The organism is Streptomyces sp. NBC_00663 (genome assembly GCF_036226885.1).
In the GTDB taxonomy this organism is placed as follows: domain Bacteria; phylum Actinomycetota; class Actinomycetes; order Streptomycetales; family Streptomycetaceae; genus Streptomyces.
In genome coordinates, this window is sequence record NZ_CP109027.1 from 5,827,133 (window position 1) to 5,841,530 (window position 14,398).

The window sequence follows — 14,398 nt, forward strand, 5'->3', positions numbered from 1 at the left end:
ATGACAGGGCCTCCCAGAGAGCAGCGTCACACCCTTCGAGGGCGTCGACATTGGCTGATATCACCCCGCCCATCTCGCCTCGCGGCATAGCGTCGGAACGGACCGGACACCCCGGGCCGTGGCGTAGAGCCGTAGAGGAAGAGACCGAACTTCCTTCAACGTCACGCAACGGCGCGCGACAGGAGCCAGAGGACAATGCAGACCAAGCTGGACGAAGCCAAGGCCGAGCTGCTCGAGAGGGCCGCCCGGGTAGCTGAGAACAGCCCGGTCGGGGGGCATCTACCGACCGGGACGACGGACGAGGGCACCCCTGACCGGGAGTCCGTGCTCGCGTTCCTCCAGCGCTACTACCTGCACACCGCCCCGGAGGACCTCACCGACCGCGACCCGGTCGACGTCTTCGGAGCCGCCTTCTCCCACTACCGGCTGGCCGAGAACCGGCCACAGGGCACGGCCAATGTGCGGGTCCTCACGCCTACCGTGGAGGAGAACGGCTGGGCGTGCAGTCATTCGATCGTCGAGGTCGTCACCGACGACATGCCCTTCCTGGTCGACTCGGTCACCAACGAGCTGACCCGGCAGGGGCGCGGGATCCACGTCGTCATCCACCCGCAGGTCGTCGTCCGCAGGGACCTCACCGGGCAGCTGATCGAGGTGCTTCCGCAGCGCCTCGCCGGCGACCGGAGCGAGCTCGCGCACGACGCGCACACCGAGTCCTGGATCCACGTCGAGATCGACCGCGAGACCGACCGTGCGGACCTCAAGCAGATCACCGCCGATCTGCTGCGGGTGCTGTCGGACGTCCGCGAGACGGTCGAGGACTGGGAGAAGATGCGGGACGCGGCGCTGCGGATGGCCGAGGAGCTGCCCGCCGAGCCCGTCGCCTCCGACCTGCGCGAGCAGGAGATCGAGGAGGCCCGTGAGCTGCTGCGCTGGCTGGCCGCCGACCACTTCACCTTCCTCGGGTACCGCGAGTACCAGCTCCGTGAGGACGACTCCCTCGCCGCCGTGCCGGGCACCGGCCTCGGCATCCTGCGCTCCGACCCGCATCACGCCGAGGACGAGAGCCACCCCGTCAGCCCCTCCTTCGAGCGGCTGCCCGCCGACGCCCGCGCCAAGGCGCGCGAGCACAAGCTCCTGGTGCTGACCAAGGCCAACAGCCGCGCGACCGTGCACCGGCCGTCGTACCTCGACTACATCGGCGTGAAGAAGTTCGACGCCGAGGGCAACGTCGTCGGTGAGCGGCGCTTCCTCGGGCTGTTCTCCTCCGCGGCCTACACCGAGTCCGTGCGCCGGGTGCCCGTCATCCGCCGCAAGGTGGCCGAGGTGCTCCAGCGCGCCGGGTTCTCGCCCAACAGCCACGACGGGCGCGACCTGCTCCAGATCCTGGAGACCTACCCGCGCGACGAGCTCTTCCAGACCCCGGCCGACGAGCTCCAGTCCATCGTCACCAGCGTCCTCTACCTCCAGGAGCGGCGCCGGCTGCGGCTCTACCTGCGCCAGGACGAGTACGGCCGCTACTACTCGGCCCTCGTCTACCTGCCCCGCGACCGGTACACCACCGGCGTCCGGCTGCGGATCATCGACATCCTGAAGGAGGAACTCGGCGGTATCAGCGTCGATTTCACCGCCTGGAACACCGAGTCGATCCTCTCCCGGCTGCACTTCGTGGTCCGGGTCCCGCAGGGCACCGAGCTGCCCGAGCTCAGCGACAGCGACAAGGAGCGCATCGAGGCCCGCCTCGTCGAGGCCGCCCGCTCCTGGGCCGACGGGTTCGCCGAGGCCCTCACCGGCGAGCTGGGCGAGGAGCGCGCCGCCGAACTGCTGCGCCGCTACGGCAGCGCCTTCGCCGAGGGCTACAAGGCCGACCACACCCCGCGCGCGGCCGTCGCCGACCTGTGCCACTTGGAGCAGCTCACCGAGGAGAACAACTTCGCCCTGAGCCTGTACGAGCCCGTCGGCTCGGCCCCCGAGGAGCGCCGCTTCAAGATCTACCGCAAGGGCGAGGCCGTCTCCCTGTCCGCGGTGCTGCCGGTGCTCAGCCGCCTCGGCGTCGAGGTGACCGACGAGCGGCCGTACGAACTGCGCTGCTCGGACCGTACGACGGCCTGGATCTACGACTTCGGGCTGCGCATGCCCAAGTCGCAGAACGGCGCCGGGGACTACCTCGGCGACGACGGCCGTGAGCGCTTCCAGGAGGCCTTCGCCGCGACCTGGACCGGCAAGGCGGAGAACGACGGCTTCAACGCCCTCGTGCTCAGCGCGGGCCTCGGCTGGCGGCAGGCGATGGTGCTGCGGGCGTACGCCAAGTACCTGCGCCAGGCGGGCTCCACGTTCTCGCAGGACTACATGGAGGACACCCTCCGCAACAACGTCCACACCACGCGCCTGCTCATCTCCCTGTTCGAGGCGCGGATGTCGCCGGACCGGCAGCGGGCCGGGCGCGAGATCGTGGACGCGCTCCTCGAAGAGGTCGACGCGGCGCTCGACCAGGTCGCGAGCCTCGACGAGGACCGCATCCTGCGCTCCTTCCTGACCGTCATCAAGGCGACCCTGCGCACGAACTTCTTCCAGGAGGCGTTCGGCGGCAAGCCGCACGACTACGTCTCCATGAAGTTCGACCCGCAGGTCATCCCGGACCTCCCCGCACCGCGCCCGGCGTACGAGATCTGGGTCTACTCGCCGCGCGTCGAGGGCGTGCACCTCAGGTTCGGCAAGGTCGCGCGCGGTGGTCTGCGCTGGTCCGACCGGCGTGAGGACTTCCGGACCGAGATCCTCGGCCTGGTGAAGGCGCAGATGGTGAAGAACACCGTCATCGTGCCGGTCGGCGCCAAGGGCGGCTTCGTCGCCAAGCAGCTGCCCGACCCGGGCGTGAACCGGGAGGCGTGGCTGGCCGAGGGCATCGCCAGCTACAAGGTGTTCATCTCGGCGCTGCTCGACATCACCGACAACATGGTGGCCGGCGAGGTCGTCCCGCCCGCCGACGTCGTCCGGCACGACGAGGACGACACCTACCTCGTCGTCGCCGCCGACAAGGGCACCGCGACCTTCTCGGACATCGCCAACGGGGTGGCCGAGTCGTACAACTTCTGGCTCGGCGACGCCTTCGCCTCCGGTGGCTCGGCCGGCTACGACCACAAGGGCATGGGCATCACCGCGCGCGGTGCCTGGGAGTCCGTCAAGCGGCACTTCCAGGAGCTGGACGTCGACACCCAGACCGAGGACTTCACGGTCGTCGGCATCGGTGACATGTCCGGTGACGTGTTCGGCAACGGCATGCTGCTCAGCGAGCACATCCGCCTGGTCGCCGCCTTCGACCACCGGCACATCTTCATCGACCCGAAGCCGGACTCGGCGACCTCCTACGCGGAGCGCCGCCGCGTCTTCGAGCTGCCGCGCAGCTCCTGGGCCGACTACAACGCCGAGCTGATCTCGGCCGGCGGCGGTGTCTTCCCGCGCAGCGCCAAGGCCATCCCGGTCAACGCGCACATCCGCGAGGCCCTCGGCATCGAGGGCAAGGTGTCCAAGATGACGCCGGCCGACCTGATGAAGGCGATTCTCAAGGCGCCGGTCGACCTGCTGTGGAACGGCGGCATCGGCACCTACGTGAAGTCGAGCGTGGAGACCCACGCGGACGTCGGCGACAAGGCCAACGACCCGATCCGCGTCGACGGCGCCGACCTGCGCGTCAAGGTCGTCGGCGAGGGCGGCAACCTCGGCCTGACCCAGCTCGGCCGGATCGAGTTCGCGCTGCACGGCGGCAAGATCAACACCGATGCCATCGACAACAGCGCGGGCGTGGACACCTCCGACCACGAGGTGAACATCAAGATCCTGCTCAACGGCCTGGTCACCGAAGGCGACATGACCGTCAAGCAGCGCAACAAGCTGCTCGCCGAGATGACCGACGAGGTCGGCCGTCTGGTCCTGCGCAACAACTACGCGCAGAACACCGCCATCGCCAACGCGCTGGCCCAGTCCAAGGACATGCTCCACGCCCAGCAGCGCTTCATGCGCCACCTGGTCAGGGAAGGCCATCTCGACCGGGCCCTGGAGTTCCTGCCCACCGACCGCCAGATCCGCGAGCGCCTGACCAACGGCCAGGGCCTGACCGGCCCGGAGACGGCCGTGCTGCTGGCGTACACGAAGATCACGGTCTCCGACGAGCTGCTGCACACCTCGCTGCCCGACGACCCCTATCTGCGCACCCTGCTCGACGCGTACTTCCCGACCGCGCTGCACGAGAAGTTCGCCGAGCAGATGCACAGCCACCCGCTGGCCCGCGAGATCATCACGACGGTCCTCGTCAACGACACGGTCAACACGGGCGGTACGACCTATCTGCACCGGCTGCGCGAGGAGACCGGGGCCTCCCTGGAGGAGATCGTCCGGGCGCAGACCGCGGCCCGCGCGATCTTCCGCTCGGGCGCCGTGTGGGACGGGGTGGAGTCCCTCGACAACCAGGTCGAGGCCGCCGTACAGACCCGTATCCGGCTGCACTCGCGCCGGCTCGTCGAGCGGGGCACGCGCTGGCTGCTCAACAACCGGCCGCAGCCGCTCCAACTCGCCGAGACCGTCGAGTTCTTCGGCGAACGGGTCGAGCAGGTGTGGTCGCAGCTGCCGAAGCTGCTGCGGGGCGCGGATCTGGAGTGGTACCAGCAGATCTACGACGAGCTGTCGGGCGCCGGTGTCCCGGACGAACTCGCCACGCGCGTGGCCGGGTTCTCCTCCGCCTTCCCGACGCTCGACATCGTCCTGGTGGCCGACCGCAACGGCAAGGAGCCGCTGGAGGTCGCCGAGGTCTACTACGACCTTGCCGACCGGCTGCACATCACCCAGCTCATGGACCGCATCATCGAGCTGCCCCGCGCGGACCGCTGGCAGTCCATGGCCCGCGCCTCCATCCGCGAGGACCTCTACGCGGCCCACGCGGCCGTGACCGCGGACGTCCTCGCCGTCGGCAACGGCACATCCACTCCCGAGCAGCGCTTCAAGGCCTGGGAGGAGAAGAACGCGGCGATCCTCGGCCGGGCGCGCTCGACCCTGGAGGAGATCCAGGGCTCGGAGACGTTCGACCTCGCCAACCTGTCGGTGGCCATGCGGACGATGCGCACGCTGCTGCGGACGCACTCGTAGGCCGTACGAGCTCGTAGTGCGGTACGAGCACCAGGGCGCCCCAGGCCTCAATCGGCTTGGGGCGCCCTTTTCTTGGCTTGCTTTAGGCAAAGGCGAGGGGAGCGCTTACCGTCTGCGGCTAAGCCTTGTGCCGTGACCGTGAATCTTTCGGAGGAGCGAGTGGCCGCTCCCGCGCCGTTGCTCACGCGGCTCAGGCGGACCGTCCGTGAAGTGGTGAACTTCGGGCTCGTCGGCGGCAGCGGCGTCGTGGTGAACTTCGCCGTCTTCAACCTGCTGCTGCACGGCCTCGGACGGCGGGCGATGGTGGCGACGGTGCTCGCGAGCCTCGTCGCCATGGCCACCAACTACCTCGGCTTCCGCTTCTTCGCCTACCGCGACCGGGAGTCCCGCACCCGCGGGCAGATCCTGCTGTTCTTCGTCTTCAGCGGTATCGGCGTGGCGATGGAGAGCGGTCTGTTCTACGTCGGCTATCACGGCCTCGGCCTGCACGGTCCGTTCGAGTCGAACGGGGTGAAGGCCGTGTCGATCGTGCTGGCGTCGGCCTTCCGGTTCCTGGTCTACCGGACGTGGGTCTTCCAGCACGAGACGGTCTAGACGGCAGCCTTCGCCTTCGGTTTGGCCTTGGCCTTGACCGGCGTCTTGTCACCGGTGAAAGCCTCGTACTCCTTCAGGACGTCCTCGGTCGGCCCGTCCATGCGCAGCTCACCGCGCTCCAGCCACAGCACCCGGTCGCAGGTGTCGCGGATCGACTTGTTGTTGTGGCTGACCAGGAACACCGTGCCGGCGTGCTTGCGCAGCTCGCGGATGCGCTGCTCGGAGCGCCTCTGGAAGGAGCGGTCGCCGGTCGCGAGGGCCTCGTCGATGAGGAGGACGTCGTGGTCCTTGGCGGCGGCGATGGAGAAGCGGAGCCGGGCGCCCATGCCGGAGGAGTACGTGCGCATGGGCAGGGTGATGAAGTCGCCCTTCTCGTTGATGCCGGAGAAGTCGACGATGTCCTGGTAGCGCTCCTTGATCTGCTCGCGGGACATGCCCATCGCGAGGCCGCCGAGGTAGACGTTGCGCTCGCCGGTGAGGTCGCCCATCAGGGCCGCGTTGACGCCGAGGAGGGAGGGCTGGCCGTCGGTGTAGATGGCGCCGCTCTCCACGGGGAGGAGGCCGGCGACGGCCTTGAGCAGGGTCGACTTCCCGGAGCCGTTGGTGCCGATGAGGCCGATGGCCTCGCCCTTGTAGGCGACGAACGACACCTTCTTCACGGCGTGCACCTTGCGCACACCGGACGCCTTCTCGGTCTTCTCGCGGCGCAGGATGCGGTTGAGGGCGGCGGTCGCGGAGCCCTTGCCGGCGCCGGTGCCGTTGACGCGGTAGACGATGTCCACGTTGTCCGCGATCACGGTGGGGGCGGGTACCTGGTCGTTGATGTTCGCGTTCTCAGCCACGGCCGTACGTCTCCTCAGCCTTCCAGAAGTAGATGAAGCCGCCGACTCCGGCGAGCAGGGCCCAGCCGGTCGCGATCAGCCACACATGGGCCGGCAGCTGGCTCGCGTGGAAGCTGTCGATCAGGGCGAAGCGCATCAGGTCGATGTAGACGGCGGCCGGGTTGGCCTGGAGGACGGGGACGACCCACGACGGCCAGTCGCTGTGCTTGCTCGCCAGGTGCTCGATGCTCCACATGACGCCCGAGACGTACATCCACGTACGCAGCACGAACGGCATCAGCTGCGCGATGTCCGGGGTCTTGGCGCCGAGCCGGGCCATGACCATCGAGACGCCGGCGTTGAAGACGAACTGGAGGACCAGCGCCGGGACCGCCAGCACCCAGGACGCCGCCACCGGCACACCGAAGCAGAGCAGGATCACGACGAGGGCGCACATGGAGAACAGCAGCTGCTGGAGCTGCTGGAGGCAGAACGAGATCGGCAGCGCGGCCCGCGGGAAGTGCAGGGCGCGCACCAGACCGAGGTTGCCGGAGATCGCGCGGGTGCCCGCCAGGATCGAGCTCTGGGTGAACGTCCAGATGAACACGCCCGTCACCAGGAACGGGACGTAGTCCGGAACGCCCTTCTTGGTGCCGAGCAGCACACCGAAGATGAGGAAGTACACCGCCGCGTTGAGCAGCGGGTTCATCACCTGCCAGATCTGACCGAGCTTCGCCTGGCTGTACTGGGCGGTGAGCTTGGCGGTCGAGAACGCGGTGATGAAGTGGCGCCGGGCCCACAGCTGGCGGATGTACTCGGGCAGGGTCGGTCGGGCACCGCTGACCGAGAGGCCGTGGCGGGCGGCGAGGGCCGCGAGGTCGCCGGCGGCGGGCATGGGGGGCGCCGCCTCCGTCGGGGGCGGTGTGTGGAGGACCTGGCTCACATCCGCTGCTTTCGCTCAAGGGGGGTGGAGTGCGGTGACCGGGCTCGTCGCCGGAAGTTTCCTTACGTGACTCTTCACGTTCTCTTACGTCGGGACGGGACCGTATCGTCGCAACGTGAGCGTAGGCCGAGTCGGCGTCGGAACGCAACCGTTTCGTCGTGACGAGTTGCGTGGGGACGGTCCCGTTTCGTCGTCACGTTCTGCGTGGGGACGGGACCGTATCGTCGTAACGCCCTATGCTGGTCCGTATGACGACCAACGCCGAGGAGCCTCAGACGCGTCCGCGCCGCCGGGCACCCGCCGGGGCGGCCGTGCTGCGGGAGGACGTGACGGAAGCCATTCGCGCGGCCGTCTTCGAGGAGCTCGCGGCCGTCGGCTACGCGCGGATGTCCATCGAGGGGATCGCGCGCCGCGCGGGCGTCGGCAAGACGGCGGTGTACCGCCGCTGGCGTTCCAAGCTGCACCTGGTGCTCGACGTGGTGTCGGCGCTCGCCGTGCAGGGGCTTCCGGCGCCGGACACGGGCGCCCTGGAGAGCGACCTGCGGCTGCTGTACGAGGTGACGTCACGGGCGCTGCGGCACCCGGTGGCCTCGCAGATCCTGCCGGACCTCCAGGCCGAGGCGGCCCGCAACCCCGAGATCGACGAGGCCGTGCAGAAGGCGGTGCGGGACGGTCAGGAGGGCGTCGCCAGCAAGATCATCGTGGCGGCGGAGCAGCGCGGTGAGGTCCGGGTGGGCCTGGATGACGAGCTGGCTCTGGACCTGATCTCCGGGCCGCTGTACTGGCGGTCGGTCGTGATCCGCAGCCCGAAGCTGCCCAAGGGGTACCTCGACGCGCTCGCGCGGGCGACGGCGGCGGCGATCAAGGCGTTGTAGACCTCGGGGCTCTCGGTGGCTCTCGCGGCATCTCGGGGCACGTCGGTGAGGCCGCCCCGGGCCATGCGGGGGGCGTGCCGGGGCGGGCGCGGTCAGTCGCGGGCCGCCTCCGGGTGCAGCCGTACCCAGCCCTCCCAGGCCGACGTGATCATGTCCTCGACGTCGTGTCGGGCCTTCCAGCCGAGTTCGGTGGTGATGCGGTCGGCGGCGGCGACGACGCGGGCCGGGTCGCCGGGGCGGCGCGGGGTGACGGTCGGGGGGCGGTCGTGGCCGGTGACGGCGTTGATCCGGTCGATCATCTCGCGGACGGAGACGCCTTCGCCGCGGCCGATGTTGAGGGTGAGGTCACGGCCGGGGGCGGAGCGGAGGGCGCGGGCCGCCGCCACATGGGCCTCGGCCAGGTCGACCACGTGGATGTAGTCACGGACGCAGGTGCCGTCGGGGGTCGGGTAGTCGTCCCCGAAGATGCGCGGGGGCGCGTTCTCCGTGAGCTTCTCGAAGACCATGGGGATCAGGTTGAAGACGCCGGTGTCGGCGAGGGCGGGGGTCGCCGCGCCCGCCACGTTGAAGTAGCGCAGGGACGCGGTGGCCAGACCGGTCGCCCGGCCCGTCGCGCGGACCAGCCATTCGCCCGCCAGCTTTGTCTCGCCGTACGGCGACATGGGCACGCACGGCGTCTCCTCCGTCACCAGCTCCACGTCCGGCATGCCGTACACCGCCGCCGAGGACGAGAAGACGAACGACGGCACCCCGGCCCCGGTCACCTGCTCCAGCAGGACGCGCAGCCCCTCCACGTTCTCCCGGTAGTAGTGCAGTGGCAGATCGACCGACTCGCCCACCTGCTTCTTCGCCGCCAGATGCACGACCCCGGTGATCCCGTGGTCGGCCAGCGCGCGTGCCACCCGCTCGCCGTCCAGCGTGGAGCCGACCACCAGCGGCACCCCGTCCGGGACCCGCTCGGCGATGCCCGTCGACAGGTCGTCGTACACCACCGTGCCCTCGCCCGCCTCGGCCATCGCCCGTACGACGTGCGCCCCGATGTATCCGGCGCCGCCGGTGATCAGCCAGGTCATGTACGGCCGTCCCCTCGTCAGTGGAGCGTGATGGTCATCGCGGTCGGTGCTCATCGCGGTCGGTGGTCGTCGTGGTGGTCGGTGGTGGTCGTGCTCGGTACGTGGTCGGGTACCGGTGTCAGTCAACCAGGCCGGGTGCGGCGCCGGAGACGGCTGTGGACACACCCCGCGAACGGGTGGGCGCGCGCAGTGGTTCCGGCCGGGCGCTCGTCGTGCGCCACAGGCGCGTGAAGGACACGGCGGCCGCCGTCACCAGCAGCGCGTTGCGCAGCACCATCAGCGCGCAGCCCGTCCAGCTCGCGGCCTCCACCTCGGCGTACAGGACCGGATACGCCACCGCGCTCACGGCCGTCGCCGCCACGATCAGCGCGGCCACCGGGCGCTGTGCGGTGTGCCGCGAGGTCAGGCACACGGCGGCCAGTCCCAGCAGCCAGACCAGGTACTGCGGGCTGATCACCCGGCTGGTCACCGTGAACAGCAGCACGGCCGAGAGCGCCGCGTCGTACGGCGTCGCCGGCGTCCAGTGTCCGGCCCGCACCCGCCACCACAGCAGGAGGCCACCGGCGACCGCGGTGGCGGCGAGGGAGGCGTGGGCGATCAGGGAGACGTACGGACCGGTGTACTCCAGGGCGCCGTACTGGTAGCGGACCGTGCCCGGCCGGCCGGCGTGGGTGGCGAGACCGAGGGCCGTGCCGCCGAGCGACTCGATCTGCACACCCCGGCCGCCCTGTTGCCGCAGGAACGCGAGGGGGTTGTCGAAGCGGGCCAGTAGGAGGGCGAGGGTCGCCGCCCCCGTCAGCGCCGCCCACCGCCCCACCGACCGGGTCGCGCGGCCCCGCTCCACCCCCAGCAGCACCAGCACCGGCCACACCTTCACCAGCGCGCCCAGTGCCGCGAACGCGCCGCACGCACGCGTGGAGCGCGACAACGTCAACAGCGCGAGGACAGCCAGGGCCGTGACCTGCACGTCGTAGCGCGCGAGCGGGACGTGGAGGAGGAGCGGGAGACCGCCGGTCCAGAGGGCGGCGCCGCGCGGACTGCGGCCGGGGCGGGCACCCGCGCGGGTCAGCGCGTACGTGATCGCCGCGTCGGCGAGGAGGGTCAGGGCCACGAACGCCTGGAGGTACGTCAGGCCGGGCAGCAGGGCCGGGGACAGCAGGACAGGGCCCGCGCCGGGCGGGTACTGCCACAGCGGGTCGTTCGCGGGGAAGGTGCCGGTGGTCAGGACGCCGTACCAGTGGGCGTACAGCCGCCACACCTCACGGGCGACACCGCCGCCGCCCAGCAGGGGCAGCGTGTCGTGGGCGAGCAGCCACAGCATCAGGGCGCGGGTGGTGAGCCAGGCAGCGGACAGGAGGAGGGCGGGGCGAGGTCTCATCACGCCGGATCGTAAGGCGCCGGATTGCCGTTTTCGTGCCCATATGTGCGGGTGGCTACTACTCCTGTGCCGCCGCGTTCGAGGCCGCCGTGTCCAGCGCCGTCGTCAGTTCGTCCAGGCGGGCCCGCAGCTCGCGGATCTCGTCCATGTCGAAGCCGGTCGCGCCGGCGATGCGGCGGGGCACCTGGAGGGCGTGCTCGCGCAGGGCCCGGCCCTCCTCGGTGAGCCGCACCTCCACGGACCGCTCGTCGCGGGCGCTGCGCTCACGGTGCACCAGACCGGCCGCCTCCAGCCGCTTGAGCAGGGGCGAGAGTGTGCCGGAGTCGAGGCGCAGGTGTTCGCCGAGCTTCTTGACCGGCAGAGCGCCCTGTTCCCACAGGACCAGCATCACCAGGTACTGGGGGTAGGTGAGCCCCAGGTCCTTGAGGATCACGCGGTAGACGCCGTTGAAGGCGCGGGACGCCGCGTGCAGCGAGAAGCAGATCTGCTGGTCGAGGCGGAGCCAGTCCGTCGTGGGCGAGGTCATGACCCCAGGATACCTCGGATGGGCAATTAGATTGTGCACAACTGAATTGTGTGCTCTACTTGTGGTCATCGGGTTCACGACCCCCGAGTCACGACCTCCGAGAGGACTGGTTTTCCATGGACGCGCTCTACACCGCTGTCGCCACCGCCACCCACGGCCGCGAGGGTCGCGCCGTCTCCAACGACGGCAAGATCGACCTCCCGCTGAGCTTCCCGGTGGAGATGGGCGGCGACGGTCAGGGCACCAACCCCGAGCAGCTGTTCGCCGCCGGTTACGCCGCCTGTTTCGGCAGCGCCCTCGGTCTCGTCGGCCGGCAGGCCAAGGTCGACGTCAGCGACGCCGCGGTGACCGCCGAGGTCGGCATAGGCAAGCAGGGTGAGGGCTTCGCCCTCAAGGTGACGCTCCGCGTCGAGCTGCCGGACGGCGTCGACGAGGCGACCGGGCGCAAGCTCGTCGAGACCGCCCACCAGGTCTGCCCGTACTCCAACGCCACCCGCGGCAACGTCCCGGTCGAGCTCGTCATCGAGTAGTCGTCCCGAACGCCACGCATACGAAGGGCCGGTGCTTCCCGCACCGGCCCTTCGCGTTTCTCAGCGGCCGCCCGCCTGTCGCGGCGGCCGTTTCACGTGTTTCAGCGGCCCGGACGTCCGGCCGGGCGCCAGCTGGACGGCCGGGTCGGGGTGGGTCGGGACGGGCTGGACGGCATACGTACTCCGGTGAAGAGGAAGGCGGGGTCGGTCAGATGCTCTCGGTGAGAGTCGCCGTGGGCGACGCGGGCCGTGGCACCGTCCCCAGGGGCGAGTGTGCCAGGGCCGCCGCCGCGGACGGCACGGGGTGCCGATCGGCGAGCGGCAGCACCGGCGGCAACTCGGTCTCGCCCAGCACGACATGGCGTACGACCCGCTCGGCGGCGCGTCCGTCGTCGTACGGGCAGAAACGCTCGCGGAACGCCGAGCGCAGCTGGGTGGAGCGGGAGCCGCGCCAGTGGCCCGTGGCGAAGATGTCGATCAGCTCGTCCTCGCTGCGCGCGACCGCGCCCGGCGGGAAGGACCGCAGGTCGAAGTAGGTGCCGCTGGCCGCCTCGTACGCCGCGTGGTCGTCGTCGGCGGCGTGGATCACGATCGGCCGGTCGAGGCCCGCGTAGTCGAACATCAGGGACGAGTAGTCGGTCACCAGGGCGTCCGAGGCGAGGCAGAGGGACTCCACGCTCGGGTGGCCGGTGACGTCGATGACCCGGGCCGAGCCGCTGGCGAGCGGCCCCTCGTGGCGGTGGTGCCCGCGGGCCAGTACGACGAAGCGGGGGCCCAGGCGGCGCAGGACGCGGTCGAGGTCGAGGGCGGGGCGCTGGGTGCGGCGGTAGTCGCGATGGGCCGGCGCGTACAGGATCGCGACCGTGCCCTCCGGGACGCCGAGTTGCTCGCGCAGCCGCCGCACGTCCTCCGAAGTGGCCCGCAGGAACACGTCGTTACGGGGATTTCCGTACGGCAGTGTGGTGTAGCCGCCGGGGAACACGCGCTCCCAGGTCAGGGTGGCGTGGCGGTTGGCGGACAGGACGTAGTCCCACTTGTCGACGTCCTGAAGGAGCGCTTCGACGTCCATGTCCCGGGCGGCGGCGGGGTGTTCGAGGAGGTCCAGGCCCATGTGCGCGAGGGGCGTGCCGTGTTGGGTCTGGACGAGGACCTGGCCGGGGCGCTTGACCAGACGACGGTCGAACCCGACGTTGTCGACGAGGTACTTGGAGCGGGCCAGCGCCGTCCAGTAGGCGGCGGTGCCGGGGCGGACGCGGCGCGTGGCGACCGGGATCGTGTGGTGGTGCTCGGGGTCGGCGATCCACGCCGTGCGGATGTGCGGGGCGAGATCACGGAACGCCGATTCGAGGGCGCCCGGGTTGCAGCCGTGGCCGCCGCCCCGGTAGGCCGCGAAGACCGCGCGGTTCTCGCGCAGGGGAAGCCGGAGCTGGACCCGGTAGTGAAGCCGCAGGGCCACCGTGTGGAGGGACCTGGCCAGGCGGGTGGCGAGCGTCGCGGTCCGGTGGCCGAGCCTCTTGGCCGACTCCAGGGCTCGGTAGGTGCGGTGCAGGTTCAGCCGGACCAGGGTGTGGCGCAGGTGGGCACGCAGCGGGACCGGGTGGCCCGGGGTGCGGTAACGGCGGTAGTGGTCACGGGCCCGGCGCAGGAACTCGACGCGGGCGCCCCGTGACAGCCGGTCCCGCTCGGCGAACACCGCCGACAGCTGGTCGACCATGCGGCGGAACAACACCGGCCGCCACCGCGCGAGTTCGGGGTGCTGGTCGAGAAACGCGAAGAGCCGGTCGTACTGGTCGAACATGTCGAAGCGGCTCGTGGTGCCGCGCCGGTTCTGCCTGCGTCGCCGGTGGTGCACGCACACCCCGTCCAGTGTCGCGAGGGTCTCCGCCGTCATCAGGGCCGGGTACGTCCAGGAGATGTCCGGGTGGTGGCCGGGCGGGAAGCGCAGGCCCGCGCGCTCCGTGAACTCCCGCCGGTACGCCTTGTTCCAGGCCGCCGTGGTCAGCCGCAGCAGCCCGGGGCGGTCCTCCAGGCGGAACGGCGCGGGCCCCTGCTCGGTGAGTTGGCGGCCCGACGCGTCGCCGGCGGCCACGCCCCGCCAGTCGGTGCGCGCGTGGCCGTGGACCAGCACGTCCGGCTCGCCCGTCTCCTTCAGCCGGTCGGCGATCGCCTGGAGCGCGTCCGGGGTGAGGGTGTCGTCGCCGTCCAGGAACAGCACGTAGTCACCGGTGGCCGCCGCCAGACCGGCGTTGCGCGCCGGGCCGAGCCCCCGGTTCTCCGCGAGGTGCACCGCCCGCACCCGGGGATCGCGGGCCGCGAACTCGTCGACGATCTCCCCGCAGGCGTCCGGCGAGCGGTCGTCGACGGCGATCAGCTCCAGATCCGGGTACGACTGGGAGAGCACCGACTCCAGGCACTCGTGCAGATACGCCTGGACCTCGTACGCGGGGACGATGACACTGAACCTGGGCAAGGCACATCCATGGGGGTGGGGTCGGCGCGGGCGTTCGGCCCGGGAACGGCCG

Annotated in this window: 10 protein-coding genes; 4 read left to right on the forward strand and 6 right to left on the reverse strand. The window is 70.6% G+C overall.

Annotated elements, in window-relative coordinates:
* Positions 1-195: 195 nt before the first annotated feature.
* Entirely contained in the window at positions 196-5,136 is a 4,941-nt protein-coding gene (locus tag OG866_RS26540; protein WP_329338417.1) for an NAD-glutamate dehydrogenase, read from the forward strand.
* 132 nt (positions 5,137-5,268) lie between these two features.
* Positions 5,269-5,730, forward strand: a complete 462-nt coding sequence (locus tag OG866_RS26545) for a GtrA family protein (protein ID WP_329338418.1) — start codon at positions 5,269-5,271, stop codon at positions 5,728-5,730.
* Here OG866_RS26545 and OG866_RS26550 read toward each other — a convergent pair.
* Both OG866_RS26550 and OG866_RS26555 read right to left on the reverse strand, forming a co-directional pair.
* Positions 5,727-6,572 carry an ABC transporter ATP-binding protein gene (locus tag OG866_RS26550; RefSeq protein ID WP_329338420.1) on the reverse strand — a complete coding sequence of 282 codons (846 nt, stop codon included), beginning with the start codon at positions 6,570-6,572 and terminating at the stop codon, positions 5,727-5,729. The two genes, OG866_RS26545 and OG866_RS26550, sit on opposite strands and share 4 nt — an antisense overlap.
* Positions 6,565-7,494 (reverse strand): ABC transporter permease, encoded by a 930-nt coding sequence (locus OG866_RS26555; RefSeq protein ID WP_329338421.1) that lies wholly within the window; start codon positions 7,492-7,494, stop codon positions 6,565-6,567. Before OG866_RS26555 ends, OG866_RS26550 begins: the two co-directional genes overlap by 8 nt.
* 236 nt (positions 7,495-7,730) lie before the next feature.
* On the opposite strand from OG866_RS26555, the gene OG866_RS26560 reads away from it, so the two are divergent.
* On the forward strand, positions 7,731-8,369 hold the full coding sequence (locus OG866_RS26560) for a TetR/AcrR family transcriptional regulator (protein WP_329338423.1): 639 nt from the start codon (positions 7,731-7,733) through the stop codon (positions 8,367-8,369).
* A gap of 92 nt (positions 8,370-8,461) precedes the next feature.
* Here OG866_RS26560 and galE read toward each other — a convergent pair whose 3' ends face one another.
* The 3 genes from galE to OG866_RS26575 form a co-directional block, all read right to left on the reverse strand.
* A complete protein-coding gene (galE, locus tag OG866_RS26565) occupies positions 8,462-9,442 on the reverse strand; it encodes a UDP-glucose 4-epimerase GalE (protein WP_329338425.1) in 981 nt (326 codons plus the stop codon).
* A 118-nt stretch (positions 9,443-9,560) separates the two neighbouring features.
* A complete protein-coding gene (locus OG866_RS26570; RefSeq protein ID WP_329338427.1) occupies positions 9,561-10,820 on the reverse strand; it encodes a glycosyltransferase 87 family protein in 1,260 nt (419 codons plus the stop codon).
* A gap of 58 nt (positions 10,821-10,878) precedes the next feature.
* Entirely contained in the window at positions 10,879-11,346 is a 468-nt protein-coding gene (locus OG866_RS26575) for a MarR family winged helix-turn-helix transcriptional regulator (RefSeq protein WP_329338429.1), read from the reverse strand.
* Between the two features lie 116 nt (positions 11,347-11,462).
* Here OG866_RS26575 and OG866_RS26580 point away from each other — a divergent pair, with 116 nt between their 5' ends.
* Entirely contained in the window at positions 11,463-11,876 is a 414-nt protein-coding gene (locus tag OG866_RS26580) for an organic hydroperoxide resistance protein (protein ID WP_329338431.1), read from the forward strand.
* 208 nt (positions 11,877-12,084) lie between these two features.
* Here OG866_RS26580 and OG866_RS26585 read toward each other — a convergent pair whose 3' ends face one another.
* Positions 12,085-14,346 (reverse strand): bifunctional glycosyltransferase/CDP-glycerol:glycerophosphate glycerophosphotransferase, encoded by a 2,262-nt coding sequence (locus OG866_RS26585; protein WP_329338433.1) that lies wholly within the window; start codon positions 14,344-14,346, stop codon positions 12,085-12,087.
* Positions 14,347-14,398: the final 52 nt, after the last annotated feature.

Excerpts from the sequence above, each read along its gene's own strand:
- OG866_RS26540 (WP_329338417.1), top strand. The coding sequence starts at position 196 with ATGCAGACCAAGCTGGACGAAGCCAAGGCCGAGCTGCTCGAGAGGGCC.
- OG866_RS26560 (WP_329338423.1), top strand. The coding sequence starts at position 7,731 with ATGCTGGTCCGTATGACGACCAACGCCGAGGAGCCTCAGACGCGTCCG.
- galE (WP_329338425.1), bottom strand. The coding sequence starts at position 9,442 with ATGACCTGGCTGATCACCGGCGGCGCCGGATACATCGGGGCGCACGTC.
- OG866_RS26570 (WP_329338427.1), bottom strand. The coding sequence starts at position 10,820 with ATGAGACCTCGCCCCGCCCTCCTCCTGTCCGCTGCCTGGCTCACCACC.
- OG866_RS26575 (WP_329338429.1), bottom strand. The coding sequence starts at position 11,346 with ATGACCTCGCCCACGACGGACTGGCTCCGCCTCGACCAGCAGATCTGC.
- OG866_RS26580 (WP_329338431.1), top strand. The coding sequence starts at position 11,463 with ATGGACGCGCTCTACACCGCTGTCGCCACCGCCACCCACGGCCGCGAG.